This is a genomic window from Haloarcula sediminis (genome assembly GCF_035656455.1).
In the GTDB taxonomy this organism is placed as follows: Archaea; Halobacteriota; Halobacteria; order Halobacteriales; family Haloarculaceae; genus Haloarcula; species Haloarcula sediminis.
The window spans coordinates 149,327-167,699 of sequence record NZ_JAYMGA010000002.1 but is presented as its reverse complement, the minus strand read 5'-3'; the positions used below and the strand labels follow the sequence as shown (position 1 = coordinate 167,699).

The 18,373-nt window shown below is 68.0% G+C and carries 20 protein-coding genes; 13 read left to right on the top strand and 7 right to left on the bottom strand.

Translation table 11 applies throughout. The features are described 5' to 3' along the window. Positions 1-3: 3 nt before the first annotated feature. A complete protein-coding gene (locus VJ162_RS06475) occupies positions 4-825 on the bottom strand; it encodes an MBL fold metallo-hydrolase (protein WP_324663180.1) in 822 nt (273 codons plus the stop codon). A 40-nt stretch (positions 826-865) separates the two neighbouring features. Continuing rightward, positions 866-1,135, bottom strand: coding sequence for a MarR family transcriptional regulator (locus tag VJ162_RS06470; protein WP_324663179.1), 270 nt, complete (start codon positions 1,133-1,135; stop codon positions 866-868). Positions 1,136-1,334: 199 nt separating this feature from the next. Here VJ162_RS06470 and VJ162_RS06465 point away from each other — a divergent pair, with 199 nt between their 5' ends. Further along, a complete protein-coding gene (locus VJ162_RS06465; protein ID WP_324663178.1) occupies positions 1,335-2,048 on the top strand; it encodes a class I SAM-dependent methyltransferase in 714 nt (237 codons plus the stop codon). A gap of 147 nt (positions 2,049-2,195) precedes the next feature. Continuing rightward, a complete protein-coding gene (locus VJ162_RS06460; protein WP_324663177.1) occupies positions 2,196-3,095 on the top strand; it encodes a glycosyltransferase family 2 protein in 900 nt (299 codons plus the stop codon). Here the strand turns inward: VJ162_RS06460 and VJ162_RS06455 are convergent. Next, positions 3,092-3,907 carry an amidohydrolase family protein gene (locus VJ162_RS06455; protein ID WP_324663176.1) on the bottom strand — a complete coding sequence of 272 codons (816 nt, stop codon included), beginning with the start codon at positions 3,905-3,907 and terminating at the stop codon, positions 3,092-3,094. The two genes, VJ162_RS06460 and VJ162_RS06455, sit on opposite strands and share 4 nt — an antisense overlap. 185 nt (positions 3,908-4,092) lie before the next feature. On the opposite strand from VJ162_RS06455, the gene thsA reads away from it, so the two are divergent. The 3 genes from thsA (at position 4,093) to VJ162_RS06440 (ending at position 6,962) form a co-directional block, all read left to right on the top strand. Then, entirely contained in the window at positions 4,093-5,652 is a 1,560-nt protein-coding gene (thsA, locus tag VJ162_RS06450; protein WP_324663221.1) for a thermosome subunit alpha, read from the top strand. Positions 5,653-6,206: 554 nt separating this feature from the next. Continuing rightward, complete coding sequence (locus VJ162_RS06445; RefSeq protein WP_324663175.1) at positions 6,207-6,404, top strand: hypothetical protein; 198 nt, start codon at positions 6,207-6,209, stop codon at positions 6,402-6,404. After that, the gene (locus VJ162_RS06440; RefSeq protein ID WP_324663174.1) at positions 6,405-6,962 is read left to right on the top strand and encodes a hypothetical protein; all 558 of its coding nucleotides are present in this window, start codon (positions 6,405-6,407) and stop codon (positions 6,960-6,962) included. Between the two features lie 4 nt (positions 6,963-6,966). Here the strand turns inward: VJ162_RS06440 and VJ162_RS06435 are convergent, their stop codons facing one another. Beyond that, complete coding sequence (locus tag VJ162_RS06435) at positions 6,967-7,734, bottom strand: SAM hydrolase/SAM-dependent halogenase family protein (protein WP_324663173.1); 768 nt, start codon at positions 7,732-7,734, stop codon at positions 6,967-6,969. Then, positions 7,731-8,291, bottom strand: a complete 561-nt coding sequence (locus VJ162_RS06430) for a nicotinamide-nucleotide adenylyltransferase (RefSeq protein WP_324663172.1) — start codon at positions 8,289-8,291, stop codon at positions 7,731-7,733. The genes VJ162_RS06435 and VJ162_RS06430 overlap by 4 nt, the downstream gene beginning before the upstream one ends. A 171-nt stretch (positions 8,292-8,462) precedes the next feature. Here VJ162_RS06430 and lonB point away from each other — a divergent pair, with 171 nt between their 5' ends. Next, positions 8,463-10,565 (top strand): ATP-dependent protease LonB, encoded by a 2,103-nt coding sequence (lonB, locus tag VJ162_RS06425; protein WP_324663171.1) that lies wholly within the window; start codon positions 8,463-8,465, stop codon positions 10,563-10,565. Further along, complete coding sequence (locus tag VJ162_RS06420) at positions 10,566-11,402, top strand: CPBP family intramembrane glutamic endopeptidase (protein ID WP_324663170.1); 837 nt, start codon at positions 10,566-10,568, stop codon at positions 11,400-11,402. On the opposite strand, the gene VJ162_RS06415 is transcribed toward VJ162_RS06420, so the two are convergent. Both VJ162_RS06415 and VJ162_RS06410 read right to left on the bottom strand, forming a co-directional pair. Further along, positions 11,399-11,869: an MGMT family protein gene (locus VJ162_RS06415; RefSeq protein ID WP_324663168.1), complete on the bottom strand. Its 471-nt coding sequence runs from the start codon at positions 11,867-11,869 to the stop codon at positions 11,399-11,401. The genes VJ162_RS06420 and VJ162_RS06415 overlap by 4 nt on opposite strands. Positions 11,870-11,904: 35 nt before the next feature. Beyond that, positions 11,905-12,261, bottom strand: a complete 357-nt coding sequence (locus tag VJ162_RS06410; RefSeq protein WP_324663167.1) for a hypothetical protein — start codon at positions 12,259-12,261, stop codon at positions 11,905-11,907. Positions 12,262-12,355: 94 nt separating this feature from the next. Between VJ162_RS06410 and trpC the strand changes: the two genes are divergently transcribed. The 6 genes from trpC (at position 12,356) to VJ162_RS06380 (ending at position 18,368) form a co-directional block, all read left to right on the top strand. Further along, a complete protein-coding gene (gene trpC, locus VJ162_RS06405) occupies positions 12,356-13,165 on the top strand; it encodes an indole-3-glycerol phosphate synthase (RefSeq protein WP_324663166.1) in 810 nt (269 codons plus the stop codon). Continuing rightward, positions 13,162-14,424 carry a tryptophan synthase subunit beta gene (gene trpB, locus VJ162_RS06400; RefSeq protein ID WP_324663164.1) on the top strand — a complete coding sequence of 421 codons (1,263 nt, stop codon included), beginning with the start codon at positions 13,162-13,164 and terminating at the stop codon, positions 14,422-14,424. Before trpC ends, trpB begins: the two co-directional genes overlap by 4 nt. Beyond that, a complete protein-coding gene (trpA, locus tag VJ162_RS06395; protein WP_324663163.1) occupies positions 14,424-15,254 on the top strand; it encodes a tryptophan synthase subunit alpha in 831 nt (276 codons plus the stop codon). Before trpB ends, trpA begins: the two co-directional genes overlap by 1 nt. Positions 15,255-15,280: 26 nt before the next feature. Next, positions 15,281-16,084 carry a 2-amino-3,7-dideoxy-D-threo-hept-6-ulosonate synthase gene (locus VJ162_RS06390; protein ID WP_324663162.1) on the top strand — a complete coding sequence of 268 codons (804 nt, stop codon included), beginning with the start codon at positions 15,281-15,283 and terminating at the stop codon, positions 16,082-16,084. A 126-nt stretch (positions 16,085-16,210) separates the two neighbouring features. Then, complete coding sequence (locus VJ162_RS06385; protein WP_324663161.1) at positions 16,211-17,158, top strand: sugar phosphate isomerase/epimerase family protein; 948 nt, start codon at positions 16,211-16,213, stop codon at positions 17,156-17,158. Between the two features lie 40 nt (positions 17,159-17,198). Then, a complete protein-coding gene (locus tag VJ162_RS06380; RefSeq protein ID WP_324663160.1) occupies positions 17,199-18,368 on the top strand; it encodes an FG-GAP repeat domain-containing protein in 1,170 nt (389 codons plus the stop codon). The last annotated feature ends 5 nt before the right edge of the window (positions 18,369-18,373 follow it).

Genomic DNA, 18,373 nt, shown 5'->3' with positions numbered 1-18,373 from the left:
GTGTCACGGCCGGCCGCCGCGGGGTCCGGCCCGTTTCCCGTCCCACTGAACCGCGCTCTCGACAGCGAGCTTCTCCAGGTGAGCGACAACCGTCGCGCGGGCGAGGTCCCGGACGCCGGTCAGGTCTTTCTCGTAGGCTCGGTCGAGTATCTCCCCGGGCGTCTTCGCGCCGGACTCGACGGCCTCGCGGACGCGCTTCTCGCGGTCGAGCCGATGGCCAAGCAGCCGCCGGCAAACGGTCCGTGGCGCCTCGATAGTCGGTCCGTGGCCGGGATACAGCGTCTCGGGACTCCGGGCGTGGAGCCGGCGCAGCGACGAGCAGTAGGCCCGCATGTCGCCCGATGGGGCGCCGACGACCACGCTCCCCTCGGCGACGGCCACGTCGCCGCTGACCACGCCGGCGTCGGTGGCAAAGCCCACGTGTTCCGGGGCGTGGCCCGGTAGATCCAGTACCTCGACGCCGTCGGCCGCTGGTCGACTGCTCGTGGGGCCGCGTTCCACACCGGCCGGAATCACTGTCCCCTCAGCGAAGGTCCGGTCCGGTGCGATGCCGGTGGCGCTTTCGAACGCGTCGGTCCGCCCTCGACGGGCCCAGACGGTCGCGCCCGTTTCGCGAGCGTAGTCAGCGACGGCGCCGACGTGGTCCGGGTGGTGGTGGGTGACGGCGACGTGGGCGACATCGGCGGCCTCGACGGCGTCGTCGAGGGCCGCTGTCCGCCCTGCGGGGTCGACGAGGACGGCGCCGGGGCCAGCACTCAGATACGCGGCGGTCTCACCGGTCGGTGCGCGCGACTCGACGGGAACGTCTATCCGGCGCCAGTCCATCGGCTGTCCGGTCGCGGGCGACGCTCAAAACTCCGGTGGCTTACGCTGTAAGGAAGTAGACCTGCTTTCGCGCGTCGGTGAAGCTGTACCGGGAGTCGACGAGCTCGGACTCCTCCAGTCGGTTCAGCGCGTAGCGGACGGTGCGGTCGGGCAGCAGCGACGTCTCGGCGAGTTGGCCCTGCGAGAGCGGGGCGTCGTCCTCCAGGACTTTCGCGACGAGTTTGGCGCTCGGCGGCAGTTCGCGGAGCCGTTCCCGGAAGTCCTCTTGTGCGAACGGTGAAGCCGACACATCCTCGGTGGTCGTACTCATACTGGACGACAATCCACTACAGGTGGTAAAAGTTGGCTATATCCATGACCAAACAATACAGATACTATGGTGTGTTTAATATCTCCTTATACAACAGCCGGGTTGCGAAATTCTACCCGCCCGGTGGTGGCGTGGTCCAACTTGCTCGCCGAACGGCGATTCCAGTATCGTTTTATTCCCCCGGTGGGCACACTCGTGCGTGAAAGGGCAGGAGTGGTACCAGACCGACACCGTGGCCGAAGAGTACGAGGCCAAGCGTTTCTCACGCGGCGGCCGGCTTATCGACCGCCGCGAGAAGGAAGCGGTGCTCGACGCCATCGGTCCGGTCGAGGACAAGAACGTACTGGAGGTCGCCTGCGGGACCGGACGGTTCACGGTCATGCTCGCCGAACGCGACGCCGACATCGTCGGCCTGGACATCTCCGGGCCGATGCTCCAGCAGGGCCGCGAGAAGGCCCAGGCGGCCGGCGTCGACGACCACGTCGAGTTCATGCGCGGCGACGCCGCTCGACTGCCCTTCCCGGACAACCACTTCGACACCGTGCTGGCGATGCGGTTTTTCCACCTGGCCGATACCCCCGCCGCGTTCCTCGCGGAGATGCGCCGGGTCGCAAAAGAGCAGGTCTTCTTCGATACGTTCAACCGCTTCTCGACGCGGTCGCTGTACAACTGGGCGCTCCCGATGGGGTCGCGGCTGTACTCCCGCTGGGAGATAGACCGCCTGCTTGACGGCGCCGACCTCGAACTCGCCGAGGAGTCCCACGACTGGGTGCTCCCCTACGGCTTCTACCGGAAGATTCCCAACGAACTGGCCGCCTCGTTCCGCTCTATCGATACGGCTATCGGGGGGACGCCGCTGGGTGATAAGGTCGCCTCGGTCTCGTACTGGAACACGCACGTCTCGCCGCAGTAGCGGCTCGGGGCTGGGTGTGGATTTCTGCGTTCACACTGCCATAGACAGCTGTCTGTGCCGTTGACTGTCCCGAGCGCCCTGCTGTCCCGTCTCACGGCCGGCCATAGCCCGCGAGTTTTATGCGGCTCCGGAGTCGAATCGTGGACTATGGAGCTATCGGTAGTGGTCCCGACACTGAACGGCCGGGAGGAGCTGGCCGGCTGTCTGGACGCACTCGCCGAGCAGGCGCCCGACGCCGAGGTCATCGTCGTCAACGGACCGTCTGCCGATGGCACGACCGGGATGGTTCGGGACCGGTCGGACGTGGACGTGCTGGTCGAGATCGCGGACCGCTCTGTCACCGTCGCCCGCAACGCCGGGCTGGACCGGGCGACGGGCGACACCGTGGCGCTCGTGAGTCACACCCTCTCCGTCGAGGACGGGTGGCACGAGGCCGTCCGGGCGGGGACCGAATCGAACGCGGTCGTCACGGGGCCGACCCACGAGCAACTCACCGCGGGGATGACGACCGAGTCAAAGGAGTCACGGACCATCGCCGGGCGCGAGGTGACGTACTTCAACGCCGGCAACGTCGCCTTCCGGCGCGAGGCGCTCGACGCACTCGACGGGTTCGACGAGTACCTGGAGATAGGGAGCTCCCGGGACGTAGCCCACCGGTTAGCCAAGCGGGACTACACGGTCGGGTGGAACAGCGGGATGTGCGTGCGCCGCGAGTTCGAGGCCGACGGCGGCATCCGGGAACGGGACTGGCACTGGAAGTACCGGTCGCTAGCCTACCGCATGGTGAAAAACTACGGGGTGCGGCCGACAGTGGTTCGACGACTGCTGAGCCACGCCGGCAGCGACGCCGTCGAGGCCCTGAAAGGCGTCGCCCGGGGCAACACCGCCCCGTCGCAGTGGTTCTCGACCGGGCGGGACGTCGTCGGCGGCGCCGGGACGGGCGGTACGGACGGCCTGCTTGCGAGGTACCGGGGCGGCGAGAACCCCAACGGCCGCTCGATGCGGGCCGACCGCGCCGTCGCGGTGTACGACTGGCGGTCGGACTAGAACTGCCGCGGGGCGAGCGGCTCGACGACCCGCCCCGCGTTGTTCGAGAACACTTTCTTCATCGCGTCCTCGGGCACGTCCAGCGTCAGAATCTCCATCACCGCGACGTTCGGATGGGTGTGTGGCGCACCGCTGCCAAAGAGGACCCGGTCGGGATGTTCCCGAATCGCCCGCTCCAGCGGGTTCCGATAGCGGACGACGCTCGTGTCCAGATAGAGCCGGTCGTGGTCGTCAAGCAGGTCGACGGCCTCGTCCATCAGCGGGACCCGTAGCGGGTGGCCACCGAAGTGCGAGAGGACGATGGGGATGTCATGGCCCAGCAGTTCGTCGGCGACGGCCGAGGGGGGCATCTCCTCGCCGCCGTGGACGAGCACCGGCAGGTCGACCTCGGCCAACTGTTCGAGGACGGGTTCGGGCGGCACGCCGTCCTTCTCGGGGTGGAGCTTGAACCCGTAGAACCGGTCGTCGTAGGCGTACTGCTCGATGTCCTCCGGCGTGGTGTGGTCCCCTCCGCGGCCGGCGAGGCTCCGGAGCCGCGAGCCGGCGCCCCCGCCCGGCTCGCGAGCGCCGTCGATGCGGGCAAAGGCCACCAGCGGCCGGCCGACCGACATCCGCGCGACGGCGTTGTTGGCCTTGAGATAGTCACCGTCGCGGGCGCTGGGGTAGACGACGGCACGGACCACCCCGGCCTGGTGCATCTCGCGTTCGAGCTGCTCGGGGTCGCCCAGGCCGGGCCGGGGCCGGCGCCCCTCGTCCGGCTCCACGCGTGCGTGTACGTCGACGACCCGAAAGCCGTGCTCCAGCTCCAGCATCTACTTGACATGGGGTAAAGCGGCTAATAAATCATCGGGCCGTGTCGGCTCGGACACCGGCCCGCCGGCGCCCGCGTCGTGCTTCCGTCCGTCGGTCGGACGGGCCTTCGACCGATATATTTATATAGAACCGCTTGCGATGGATAAAGTGAGGCTACACAGCTATGTCATCTGGCCAGCGACGCATGGGCGGCCAGCCCCTCTTCATTCTCGACGAGGACGCCCAGCGCACACACGGGAAGGACGCACAGTCGTCGAACATCTCTGCCGGTAAGGCCGTAAGCGAGTCTGTACGGACCACGCTCGGCCCGCGGGGAATGGACAAGATGCTCGTCTCCGACAGCGGCGACGTCGTCATCACGAACGACGGCGCGACCATCCTCTCGGAGATGGACATCGAACACCCCGCCGCACAGATGATCGTCGAGGTCGCACAGACCCAGGAGGACGAGGTCGGCGACGGGACGACCACGGCGTCCGTACTGGCCGGCGAACTGCTCGCGAAGGCCGAGGACCTGCTCGACGACGACGTCCATCCGACGACCATCGTCGAGGGGTACCACGAGGCCGCGGCCCTCGCACAGGAGGCCATCGAGGCCGAAGTGCTCGACGTCGAGCTCGACGACGACACGCTCGTCGAGGTCGCCGAGTCCTCGATGACCGGCAAGGGCACCGGCGACGTCGACGCCGGGCGCCTGGCCGAAGTCGTCGTCGAGGCCGTCCGCCACGCCAAGACCGACAACGGGGTTCTGCGGGACAACATCGATGTCCACACCCAGACCGGCGCGTCCACCTCCGCGACGGAACTCGTCGAGGGCGTCATCATCGACGACACGCCCGTCCACGACAACATGCCTACCTCGGTCGAGGACGCGGACATCGCGGTGCTTGACGCTGAACTCGATGTCAAGGAGAGCAACGTCGACGCCCAGTACAACGTCACCAACGTCGACCAGCTCAACGCCGCCCTCGACGCCGAGGAGCAGGAGCTTTCGGGCTATGCCGAGTCGGTCGTCGAGTCGGGCGCCGACGTGGTCTTTGTCACCGACGACATCGCGGACCGCGTCGCCTCCCAACTCGCCAAGGCCGGCGTGCTGGCCGTCGAGAGCGTCGGCTCCTCGACCGCGAAAGACATCGTCGAGACCACCGGCGCCAAGCGCGTCGGCTCCGTCGAGGACCTCGACGAGGACGCGCTCGGCTCCGCCGAGACCATCGGCGTCGAGAAACACGGCGACGACGAGGTGACGTTCGTTCAGGGCGGCGCGGCAGCGGAGAAGGTCACCGTCTTCGCCCGGGGCTCGACCGAGCACGTCGTCGACGAGATAGAGCGCGCGCTCAACGACGCCTTGGACGTGACAATCGCCGCCCTCGATGCCGGCGGCGTCGTCCCCGGTGCCGGCGCGACCGAGATCGCCGCCGCCGACCACATCCGTGACTCCGCGGCCGCTATCGAGGGCCGCAAGCAGCTCGCCGTCGAGGCCTTCGCCGACGCCATCGACGTTCTCCCGCGCACGCTCGCGGAGAACACCGGCCTCGACGCCATCGACGCCCTGGTCGACCTGCGCTCGCGCCACGAGAGCGAGGGCATCGCCGGCGTCATCAGCGAGGGCCAGACGGGCGTCGTCGACGACCCCGTCGACTACGGCATCCTCGACCCCGCCGCGGTCAAGCGCGAGGCGGTCGACTCGGCCACCGAGGCCGCGACGATGATCGTCCGCATCGACGACGTTATCAGCTCCTCGTAAGCCGTTTCGTACCGACTTTTTTTGCCGCTCGAAACACGCGGGTACGTTCGTCAACCGACCGACCCCGGACACTGTGCGCCGAGCCGGCGGCTGTCTGACGTAGTACAAGAAGGGACAGACACGAGTTTGACTCGTGGTGCGGCGACAGCGTCGGTGTGACCGACGACCATGCCCACGGTACGTCGCCGCGATAACAGATGGCACCGACATTTGGGGACCGTCGTTCCGGTGTCGCTGACCGCGCCGGCTGGGAGCGGCGACGGCCGGACTGACGGACGACGGCTCCGCCGAGACAGTGTCAGTCTCGTCGATTCTCACCCCCTATCGCATCCGGTGTGACCGATGTCCGGCGAGCAGGCTGATCTCGGACCGTCTCGGACTCGGCACACGACAACGGGAACACCTGTTCGGCCGGCATACATTGTTTTAGGTGCACCTAAAACACATAAGGTTGTCGGTTTTCGGACGGCCTAAAAATCCGGCGACCGTTCGCTGGCCGGTTCTGTTTCTTGGTCGAAAAGACTATACAGGATCCCTCTGAACGCCCACCCAGTATGTCAGCGGAAACTACTGAAACGAAAGAGGAGTTCGCCGGAGAGATGGCCGTGCTGGTCATCGGCCTGCTGGTGTGTCTCCCGGTCGGCATCTACTACTACTTCGCCAACAAGGAAGAACGGAAGGTCTGTCCGGAGTGTCGCGAGACGGCCGACATGAGCGCCTCCACCTGTCCGAACTGTAACGCCGACCTCTAGATGGCCGACATCAGCGGACGCATCGCTGGGGCGCTCGACGACGTCGACCGGTTCGTCCTCGCCCACCATCCAAGCTGTGCGTACTACGCCCACCACACCTTCGAGTTGCGCGGCACCGAGCTGTGTATGGGCTGTTTCATCGTCTATCCCGTCGGGCTGGCCGCTTTGCTGGTGCTGTCCCTGCTTCACCTGACCGTGCCGGCGGTCGCGACGCTCGACGTGGCGGCGTTTTACGCCGTCGGCGCCGCCGCCATCGCCCCGATGGTGGGGTACAAACTGCTGTACCGCCGGGGGAGCCGGCTGCTGTACGAACTCATCTACCGGACGAGCGAGCACACGCTGCGGGTCGTCACGAAGGTCGCCCTCGCGGCGGGGCTTGCCTGTCTGGTGTACCCGGTCGTCTTCCGCCCGGCCGTCCGGCTCCCGGCGCTTGGCGTCTTCCTGGCCATGCTGGTCCCCTACGTCGCCTACAAGGGGTTGACGGCACTCGACGAGTGCGAGAACTGCCCGGAACAGCCCGAGTTCCCGAACTGTAGCGGGATGGACCTCAACGGGTAGTCGGTCACCAGCGCAGCTCGATTCCGTCGCCGGCCGCGACGCCGAAGGCGCCGTCGCCCCGCCCCCGGTTGACGGCGAGTTCGACGTTGCCGTGGCTCCCGACGGTGACGAGGCGCTGGCCCGCTTCGAGTTCGGCGTAGGCCCGCCTGACGGGGACCGACTCGCCGTTGACGGTCACGCTGCCCCCAAACCGGTCGGCCAACACGTCGCCCGGAACGTTGGTGATAGCGTTGCCGAAATCGTCGACGACCAGCACCTCGCCGAGAGCGCGGTCGGCGTCGACCGTCGGCTCGGGAAAGCGCAGGTCGGCGTAGTCGTCGGTCGGTGTCGCACGCTCCAACGTCTCGACGGCGTCGACGCCGGCCTCGTGGACGGTCGCCGCGGCCGGCGCGAACACGTCCCGACCGTGGAACGTCGAGCTCTCGGGGTCGTCGTAGGCCCAGGTGAACACCTCGATGGGCCCGTCGGCCGCGCTCGCCAGCGCCCGGGCGGTCGGGAGGAGTACGCCGTTGTCCGGGCCGACGAGCGCGTCGTCGCCGACGCGGACGACGAGCGCCGCCCGGTCGGTGCCGACGCCGGGGTCGACGACGACGCAGTGGACCGCCGGCGGGAAGTACGGCAGCGTCTGGGTCAGCCAGAACGCCGCCGCCCGCACGTCCTGTCTGGGGAGGTCGTGGGCGATGTCGACGAGGCGGGCGTCACTCCGCCGGCAGATGACGCCTTTCATCGCCGCCGGGTACGGCGAGCCGAAATCCGAGGCGAGCGTTATCATTCACCGATGTCGACTGCGTCGATGGACTCGTCCTCGGCGGTGTAGCGCTCAAGCGAGTCCGACGCCGAGATGTGCTGGAGCCGCTTGACGCCGTTTATCTCCTCGATGGTCTCGACGACGGGGTCCGGGACGCGGTCGCGCCACGCGCGGTCCGCGACTATCCGCTCGCGTATCTCGCTGCCCTCCAGCCGGTCGCGGTCGAACATCGGCGACTGGCGCACCTCGATGCCGCTCTCCTCGAACAGCCTGACGACGAGGGGGTTGTTCGAGTACGCCACGTCGAACTCCGGACACATGCTTTCGACGTGGCTCACCCAGACGGCGTTGCGGTTGATGTCCTCCAGGGGGACCACGTAGGTCCGGAGGTCGAACTCGGAGACGGCCTTCGTCAGCATCATGATGCGTTCGCCCGCGGTGAAAGGGTCGTGTGTCGTGTGTGAGTCGTCGGCGCTCCCGATACCCAACACCAGCTCGTCGACCTCTTCGGCGATGCGGCCGACCATCGCGTGATGCCCGTCGTGGTAGGGCTGGAACCGCCCGATGTAGAACCCGCGCATACTGTGACGTGTGGCTGGCGGTCTGATAAACCCGACGGGCCGCCGACCGGTGTGAAACCTCGCCCGTCAGACGCGCCGCTGTCCGGCGGTTACGAGGGTGTGGCAACGCCACCCGCGGGGAGAAAGTATATCAGTGGACAGGCCTTCCAAACCGATGTTAACAACGTTTGTATGAGCGACAACACCGACACTGACGCGGCTCCCGACGCCGACCGGGAGGCGACCGAACCCGAGGAGGAGACGCCGGCCGATGGTCAGGAGCTGACCGACGGCGCGTCCGACTCCGAGGGCGAGGCGCCACCCCCGGACGACGGAGCAACGTCGGACACGACTCTCGGCAGCGACGTCGAGATTGAGGGTGGGTCCGAGTTCCAGGACGCCGAAGAGCAACTGCTTGGCGGGCTGGATATCGACTCGACCGAGGACATCGAGGTCCCCGACCGCCTCGTCGACCAGGTCATCGGACAGGACCACGCACGGGACGTGATCAAGAAGGCCGCAAAGCAGCGCCGACACGTGATGATGATCGGCTCGCCCGGGACGGGCAAGTCCATGCTCGCGAAGGCGATGAGCCAGCTGCTGCCCCGCGAGGAACTGCAGGACGTGCTGGTCTATCACAACCCCGACGACGGCAACGAGCCCAAGGTCCGCACGGTGCCGGGCGGGAAGGGCGAACAGATCGTCGAGGCCCACAAGGAGGAGGCCCGCAAGCGCAACCAGATGCGGACCTTCCTGATGTGGATCATCATCGCCATCGTCATCGGCTACTCGCTTATCATCGCCCAGCAGATTCTGCTGGGGATTCTCGCTGCCGGTGTCATCTATCTCGCCTTCCGCTACAGCTCCAGAGGCAGCGACTCGATGATCCCGAACCTGCTGGTCAACAACGCCAGCCAGAAGACCGCTCCCTTCGAGGACGCCACGGGCGCCCACGCCGGCGCGCTGCTGGGTGACGTCCGCCACGACCCCTTCCAGTCCGGCGGGATGGAGACGCCCTCTCATGACCGCGTCGAGCCCGGCGCCATCCACAAGGCCAACAAGGGCGTGCTGTTTGTCGACGAGATCAACACCCTCGACATCCGCTCCCAGCAGAAGCTGATGACGGCCATCCAGGAGGGCGAGTTCGGCATCACGGGTCAGTCCGAGCGCTCCTCGGGCGCGATGGTCCAGACGGAGCCGGTCCCGACGGACTTCATCATGATCGCGGCGGGGAACTTAGACGCGATGGAGAACATGCACCCGGCCCTGCGCTCGCGTATCAAGGGGTACGGCTACGAGGTGTACATGGACGACACCATCGAGGACGACGCCGAGATGCGCCGGAAGTACGCCCGCTTTGTCGCCCAGGAGGTCGAAAACGACGGGCGTCTGCCCCACTTCACCGAGGAGGCCGTCGAGGAGCTCATCCTCGAAGCCCGCCGGCGCGCGGGCCGGAAGGGCCATCTCACGCTGAAGTTCCGCGACCTCGGCGGACTGGTTCGGGTCGCGGGCGACATCGCCCGCGCCGAGGACAGAGAGCGGACCGAACGCGCCGACGTGCTCCAGGCCAAGCGCCGCTCCCGGTCCATCGAGCAACAGCTCGCGGACAACTACATCGAACGGCGCAAGGACTACGAGCTCACCGTCAACGACGGCGACGTGGTCGGCCGCGTCAACGGCCTGGCCGTCATGGGCGAGGACAGCGGTATCGTCCTCCCGGTGATGGCCGAGGTCACGCCCTCGCAGGGGCCGGGTCAGGTTATCGCCACCGGCCAGCTCAAGGAGATGGCGGAGGAAGCAGTGCAAAACGTCTCGGCCATCATCAAGAAGTTCAGCGACGAGGACATCTCCGAGAAGGACGTCCACATCCAGTTCGTCCAGGCCGGCGAGGGCGGTGTCGACGGCGACTCCGCCTCCATCACGGTGGCGACCGCCGTCATCAGCGCCCTGGAGAACGTCCCCATCGAACAGCACATCGCCATGACCGGCTCGCTGTCGGTCCGCGGTGACGTGCTCCCGGTCGGCGGCGTCACCCACAAGATAGAGGCCGCCGCCAAAGCCGGGCTTGACACGGTCATCATCCCCGAGGCCAACACCCAGGACGTGATGATCGAGGAGGAGTACGAGGAGCAAATCGAGATCGTCCCGGTGTCACACATCTCGGAAGTGCTCGAGGTCGCACTCGCCGGCGAGCCCGAGAAGGACTCGCTGGTCGACCGGCTGAAGTCCATCACGGGCAAGGCCCTCGAACACGAGGTCGGGCGCCAGGGCAGCGGCAGTCCCAGCCCACAATAGATGCCCCAGTGGGCCGCCTTTGTCGGCCTCACGGGATTTCTACTGACCGCCTTGCTCGGTCTTTCGAAGCTCTCCCAGCGCTCGCTCTCCGGTGAGGGAAGCGGCGTGACCGCCAGCACGGCCAGCCCCGAACGGCTCCGGGCGGCGGCGCCGGCCGACGACACCTACCCTCGGTTCGAGACGCCACGGGCCGCCCGACGGCGCCGGCGCGTCGAGGGGCGATACACCCCCGACGCGCTCTCGACGGGTACCCTGCTGGCCAACGTCGCGCTCACGCAGGGACTGTTCGGGTTGCTCCTGCTCGGCGGTGCCTTTGTCTTCGAGATACCCCCCACCGCCTTCGGTGTCACGTTGGACCCCCTCTCGACGGGGTTGCCGGCCGTCGGGGTCGGTCTGGCGGCCGGCGTCGGCTTCTGGGTGGGCAACGAGTTCGCCGCAGCGGTCGCCGACGGCTTCGGTATCGGGGTCGACGAGTCCCTGCGGGAGCTGCTCGCGCCGGACTCGCCGGCGGGGTGGGTCGTCCTCCTCGGGGTCGTCCTGCCGACGATAGCCGTCGTCGAGGAGCTGCTCTTCCGGGCCGCCGCCATCGGCGTCCCGGTCGCCGGCCTCGGCGTACCCGCGTGGGCGATGGTCGTCGTTTCCTCGGTGGCGTTCGCGCTTGGCCACGGTGCCCAGGGCCGGGTGGGCGTCGTCGTCACCGGCGCGCTCGGGGCGGCCCTCGGGGTGTTGTTCGTCCTCACGAACAGCCTGCTTGCCGTCGTCGTCGCCCACTACCTCGTCAACGCCCTGGAGCTTACGGTCCACGAGGGGCTGGGCGTCGGTCGGCCCAGCCTCTAGAGCCCCTCGACCGACCGGAGCTTCTGTTCTACCTCCGGCGGGGCGCCGCTTGGCCCGTCACGCACGCGGTGGTCGGGAATCAGCAGCGGCGCGGGGTTCGCCGCGAGCGCCTCACGGACCTGTTTCCGGTCCTCCTGTTCGTCCGACCCGAGCCCCTGTGTCATCATCACGACCTGCTCGACCGACCCCTCCTCGCCGTAGGGGATCTGGTCGACGGCTTCGAGCACGTTCCGCTGGTCGGTCGGCACCGTCAGCCCGACGGTCACGTCCTCGAAGTCGTCCTCGGCCCCGCCGAGGTACGCCTCGATGCGGGAAAGCAACGGGTGGTCGTCCGAGCTGTCGGCGTCGGGCTGGGTCGGAAACGAGACGGAGATGATTCGGTCGCCCGCCTCGCCGAACTGGACGAACCGGTCGAGATAGGTCGATTCGCGGGCGTAGATGCCGGCGTCTCCGGTTGGCGTTGCCATGGCTGGGCATCGGCCTGCCGCGCCTTGAATATTGGCTACGGGGCGTTCTCCTCGGGCGGGGGGACGGCCCGGCGCGACCGGCTGTATCTGACGGCAAAGACCACTCCCGCGAGGGCGAACGCGGCCGTCAGCCCGACGACCAGCGGCGAGATGTAGCCCAGCAGTACCAGCCCGACGCCGAACAGACCGAGTACCGCGCTCTGGAGGACGTAGTACCAGGCGGCGACCTCGGCGACGACCTCGCTGGCGCCGACCGCCCCGGTGAGGGTCGCGGTGAGGAGAAAGGCGACCAGCGGGAGGGGCTCTCCGCCGGCCACCGCCCAGCCCGTCAGCCCGGCGAGCCCCAGCGTGCCGGCCAGCATCGCCGTCCGCGGCGGTGGGTCGGGGACCATTCGTCTCTCCCGTCTCGCTCCGACCGCAAAAAGCTCCGTTCCGGCCCACCGGACGACAACACTTATGTACACTTCTGTACGTTAGTGTCCAGTAATGGGATCCAACGGACGAATGGCGCCGGAAGTGCAGTCGATACTCGCGGCGGCCCGCGAACGGGGCGGCGGGGGCGAACGCGTCACCGTCGACGCGCGCTCGCTGCCGGCGGCCTTCGAGCGGGCCGAGGCCGACGGCCGCGTGCCGGTCATCGCGGAGGTCAAGCCGACGAGCCCGACCGCCGACGGCGAGCGCACCGACGACCCGGTCGAACTGGCCGAGCGGATGGTCGCGGGCGGCGCAGCGGCGCTGTCGGTGCTGACCGAGCCCGACCACTTCGGGGGCGCCGCCGAGACGCTCGACGCGGTGCGGGAGGCCGTCGACGTCCCGGTCCTCCGGAAGGACTTCGTCCTCCACGAGGCCCAGCTCGACGTGGTCGAGGCCGACGTGATTCTCCTCATCGTCCGGTTTCTGGAGGAAGAGGGCACTGAATCCCTGGCGGACCTGCTTTCGGCGGCCCGCGACCGTGGCTTCCAGGTACTCGTCGAGGCCCACACCGCCGAGGAGGTCGAACGCGCGGTCGCGGCCGGGGCCGACATCGTCGGCGTCAACAACCGTGACCTGGCGAAACTGGACGTGGATCTGGACACCTTCCCCGAGGCGGCGACGGCGGCGCCGGAAGCCGTCACGCTCATTGCGGAAAGCGGCATAGGCACACCGGACGATGTCCGCCGGATGCGCGCGGCCGGGGCCGACGCCCTGCTGGTCGGCTCGGCCATCATGGACCACGGCGGCGATTCGGACGTGACCGAGAACACGCGGCGGCTGACGGCAGCCGAGACGGCGACAGATACGGACACACAGACATGAGTACTGACGACGCACACGACCCCAAGTTCGGCGAGTACGGCGGACAGTACGTCCCCGAGGCGCTGATGCCGGCCATCGAGGAGCTGGCCGACGCCTACGAGCGGTACGTACTCGAAAACGAGGACGGCTTCATGGACGAGTTCCGGTCACGGCTGGCCGATTTCGGCGGCCGGCCGACGCCGCTGCAGTACGCCGACCAGCTCTCGGCACGCTACGACACCGACGTCTACCTGAAACGCGAGGACCTCTTGCATGGGGGAGCCCACAAGCTCAACAACGCGCTCGGGCAGGTCCTGCTCGCCAAATACATGGGCAAAGAGCGCATCATCGCCGAGACCGGCGCCGGGCAACACGGCACCGCGACGGCGATGGCCGCGGCCCACCTGGATATGCCCTGTGAGATATACATGGGCGAGACCGACATCGCCCGCCAGCGGCCCAACGTCTTCCGGATGAAGATAAACGGCTCCGAGGTCGTGCCGGTGACCGTCGGCCGCGGCACGCTCAAGGAGGCCATCTCCGAGACGATGCGCGAGTGGGCGACCACCGTCGAGAACACCCACTACGTCATCGGGAGTGTCGTGGGCCCCCATCCCTTCCCGAAGATGGTCCGGGACTTCCAGGCCGTCATCTCCGAGGAGGCCCGCGAGCAGGCCATCGAGAAGACCGGCGGGCTCCCGACCGACGTGGTGGCCTGTGCCGGCGGCGGCTCGAACACGATGGGCGCCTTTGCGGAATTCGTGGACGACAGCGAGGTGGCGCTACACGCCGTCGAGGCCGGCGGCTCCTCGCTGCAGGTCGACGAGGAGGAGGGCGTCGCCCCCAACTCCGCGACGCTCTCGACCGGCGACGAGGGCGTCTTACACGGCGCTCGCACCAAACTGCTGCAGGACTCCGACGGTCAGATCATGGAGTCACACTCCGTCTCGGCCGGGCTGGATTATGCCGGCGTCGGGCCGGAACTGGCCCACCTCGTCGACGAGGGGCGGGTGCAGCCGGTCAACGTCGACGACGACCTCGCGCTGGAGGCGTTCCACCGCCTCTCCCAGGACGAGGGTATCATCCCGGCGCTGGAGACGGCCCACGCGTTCGGCTATCTCGAAAAACACCACGACGACCTGGGCGACAGCGTCGTCGTCAACGTCTCGGGCCGGGGCGATAAGGACCTAGAGACCGTCATCGAGGAGACGACCAAGCGCGACCTGGATATCGCGCCCGATATGTCCATCCTCCAGCGGATGGGCGGGGGTGGCCTCTGATGGGGCTCGAAGCGGCCTTCGCCGACGAACCCGCCTTCGTCCCCTACCTCGCCGCGGGCGACCCGAACTACGAGGACTCGCTTGCCTACGTCGAGGCGCTGGCCGAGGGCGGGGCCGACGCCATCGAACTCGGCTTGCCTTTCTCCGAGCCTATCGCCGAGGGGACGACCATCCAGAACGCCATCGTCCGCTCGCTTGAGGCCGGGATGACCCCCGAGCGGTTCTTCGAGTTCGTCTCCGACCTCGACGTAGACGTGCCGCTGGTCTGTATGACCTACTACAACCTCATCTACCAGTACGGGGACAGCGAGGGGCCCCGCGACTTCGTCGCGAACGCAGCCGAGGTGGGCATTGAGGGCTTTGTCGTGCCCGACCTGCCGGCGGAGGAGGCCGGCCCGCTCCGGGACGCCTGCGACGAGTTCGGCCTCGACCTGGTCTTCATCGTCGCGCCGACCACCACGCCGGAACGGCTCGAACGGATGCGCGAGCAGGTGTCGGGCTACGTCTACGTCCAGGCCCGCCTGGGCGTCACCGGCGCCCGCGACGACGTCGACGACGCCACCGAGGAGTCCCTGGCCCGTATCGCCGACTGGGACGTGCCCAAAGCCGTCGGCTTCGGCATCAAGACCGGCGACCACGCCGAACGCATCGTCACCGCGGGCGCCGACGGCGTCATCGTCGGCTCCGCGCTGGTCGATATCGTCGCCGAGGGAGCGGAGAACGGCGACCCGACCGAGGCGGTCGCCGACCGGCTGGAGGCGCTGGCCCGAGAGATAAAGACGGGGGCCCTTCGGGGCGCACAGGAACGGCCGCAACCGGAACGCACATAATCGTTCTTGCCACAGATTCCCATAACATGACTGCAGGCAAACGCGCACGACTCGAACGCATCGGGACAGACGGCCGATACGTCATTGTCCCGATGGACCACGGCATCACAATGGGGGCTGTAACAGGGCTGAAAGACATCGAATCCACGATCGACGGGGTGACACGTGGCGGCGCCGACTCGGTTCTCACCCAGCGCGGTATCGCCGGCCGCGTCCACCCGAACAAGAACGACGCTGGCTTTATAACCCATCTCAACGGCTCGACGACGATCGGCCCGGACGAACAGGACAAACGGGTCACCGGAACCGTCCAGGATGCCATCCGCGCCGGGGCCGACGCCGTCTCCTTCCACATCAACGTCGGGAGCCAGTACGAACCCGACCAGATCGAGGACCTCTCCGAACTGACGACCGAAGCCAGCCAGTACGGCCTCCCAGTGCTGGCGATGGCCTACGCCCGCGGGCCGGACATCGACCCCGACAACGAGACGTACAACCAGTCCGTGGGCCACGCCGTTCGACTCGCCGAGGAACTCGGCGCCGACGTGGTAAAGACCGGCTACACCGGCGACGCCGAGAGCTTCCAGCACGTCGTCGAGTCCACCTCGCTGCCGGTCGTCATCGCCGGCGGCTCGAAAGGCACCGACGAGGAGACCCTCTCGATGGTCCGCGGGGCGATGGACGCCGGCGCCTCGGGCATCTCCATGGGGCGGTCCATCTTCCAGCACGAGGAACCGGAGCAGATAGCCCGCGCGGTCGCCAGCGTCGTCCACGACGACGCCGCCGCCGACGAAGCGCTGCGCGAGGCCGGGCTCGCCGTCGAAGCCTGACCCGCTCGGCCCCGTTTTCTGGCTGTGACCGTTAGGCCCGTCGGTAGCTGCCGCGATTCTAGGGCCCGTATACTGATACCGCCGCTGGACGGCGTTGTGCGTATGGGTTCGGTGAGTCCGTGACCGATGGTTCGACCCGCGCTCCAGCTGTACTCGGTCAGGGCGGCCGAGACGCCGCGTCCCGCCCTGCTGTCCCGGATACGCGAGGCCGGCTACGAGGGAGTCGAGTTCGCCAGCCCGCCGACGGCTGACGCCGACGAACTCTTCACGGAGCTGGCCGACGCCGGGCTCGAAGCGGTCGGGATACACGTGCGGCTGGCCGACCTCGCCCACCGGCTCCCTGCGGTCATCGAAACGTGCCGGGCACTCGGTTGTGACGCCGTCGCTATCGCGCACGTGTCGCCGTCGCACTTCCGGACTCCAGTTCGCGTCCGGCGTCTCGCGCAGTATGTCAACGAGCGGGCGGCGCGGCTGTCCGAGGCGGGCGTCTCGCTTCACTACCACAACCAGTGCTTCGAGTTCCAGCGGGTCGAGACGCCGGCTCCCCTCGATATCGCGTCCGGCGTCTTCAATCCGACCCCGCTTCCCCCGCCGGGCGACCAGCGCGACGCCGGGCCGCTAGCGACGGGCCGACGGATGGCCGGGACCGCGGCCGAACACCTCCTCGATAGGGTCACGTCGCCGCCGACGGCGGACGCGTTCGCCGAGACTGGGCTCGCGTACTTCCTCGACCGGACGGACGCGGTCCACGTCGAGCCGGACGTCGGCAACGTTCGGGTCGCCGGCTTCGACCCGACCGCGGTGCTGGACGCGACCGCCGACCGGTCGACGCTCGTCCACGTCAAAGACGAGTTTGTGGCGTCGCCGGGTCCCGACCCGGAGGAGCGACCCGCACCCATCGGCGCGGGCGACGTCGACGTGGCGGCGGCAATCCAGGCGGCGGCCGCGACCGAGGCCGAGTGGGTCGTCCTGGAAAACGACGACCCGCCGGAGCCCTCGGTCCCAATCGAAAACGGGATCGACGCCTTCGAATCACACGCTCTCCGGTATCAGACGCCGGTCGAGGTGGGTTAGCGCTCATATAACGAAGGCGAGCGACCGTGAAACGAACGGCATGGAGCACGCAGCCGAGCGAGCCGACACCGCGCTGGACTTTACGCACGAACGCATCGACGACCACCCGCCCTGTAGCAAACTCAACAGCCTCCAGACGACGGACCTGACCGGCAACGGCAGCCCCGACGTCATCGTTGTTGGGATGGGCGGGGAGCCGACCGTCCCCATCGCCGGGACGGCGGTCCAGCTGCCGATGGCCGGTCCGGCGAGTCGGCTCGCGCTCCGGTTCGAGACGAACGTGTTCTGGTACGAGAACCCCGGCTGGGAGCGCCACGCTCTCGCCACGGAGTTCAACCTACACCCCGGCGTCGGGAGCGACCTCGCGGACATCAGCGGGAACGGGCGGCTGGATTTCGTCGTCGGACAGGGGTTTGGCAAGTCCGACCTCTACTGGTACGAACAGCCCGCGGACCCGCGGGAGCCGTGGCGACAGCACCACATCACCGACGCCTTCGAGAAGTACCACGACCTGCTCGTCGCGGACGTCGACGACGACGGGGAGCCGGAGCTCGTCGGGCTCTCCCAGGACGCCGAGTCGGTGTTCTACTACGACGTGCCGGCGGACCCGTTCCGGGAGCCCTGGCCGGTCGCTAACTGCCACGTCCTCGATGACGACCGTCGGTGTGAGGGACTCGCCGCCGCCGACGTCGACGGTGACGGCCGAACCGAAATCGTGGCCGGGACGAACGTCTACCACCGCCACGAGGACGGGTGGGCCCGCGACGACATCTGTACCGGCTGGGACGACACCCGCGTCGCCGTCGCCGACCTCGACGGTGACGGCGAGCCCGAAATCGTCCTCTCGGAGGGGGATTCGCCGACGTTCGGGACCCACCCCGGACGGCTGGCGTGGGTCGACTACCCCGACGGCGAGCCCGAGATACTCCGCGACGGTCTGTTCAACCCACACAGCCTCCAGACGGCGGACGTGACCGGTAACGGCTACCCGGACATCTACGTCGGCGAGATGTCCCTGGGCGAGGCGGAGGCCCCGGAACAGCTGCTCTTCGAGAACCACGGCGACGGCCGGTTCACCGAACACGTCGTCGAACGGGGCGTCCCGACCCACGAGGCGAAACTGGCCGACATGACCGGTGACGGCGGGCTAGATATCGTCGGCAAGTCGTACGGTCCCGACCATCACGTCGATGTCTGGTACCGGGACTGATACTG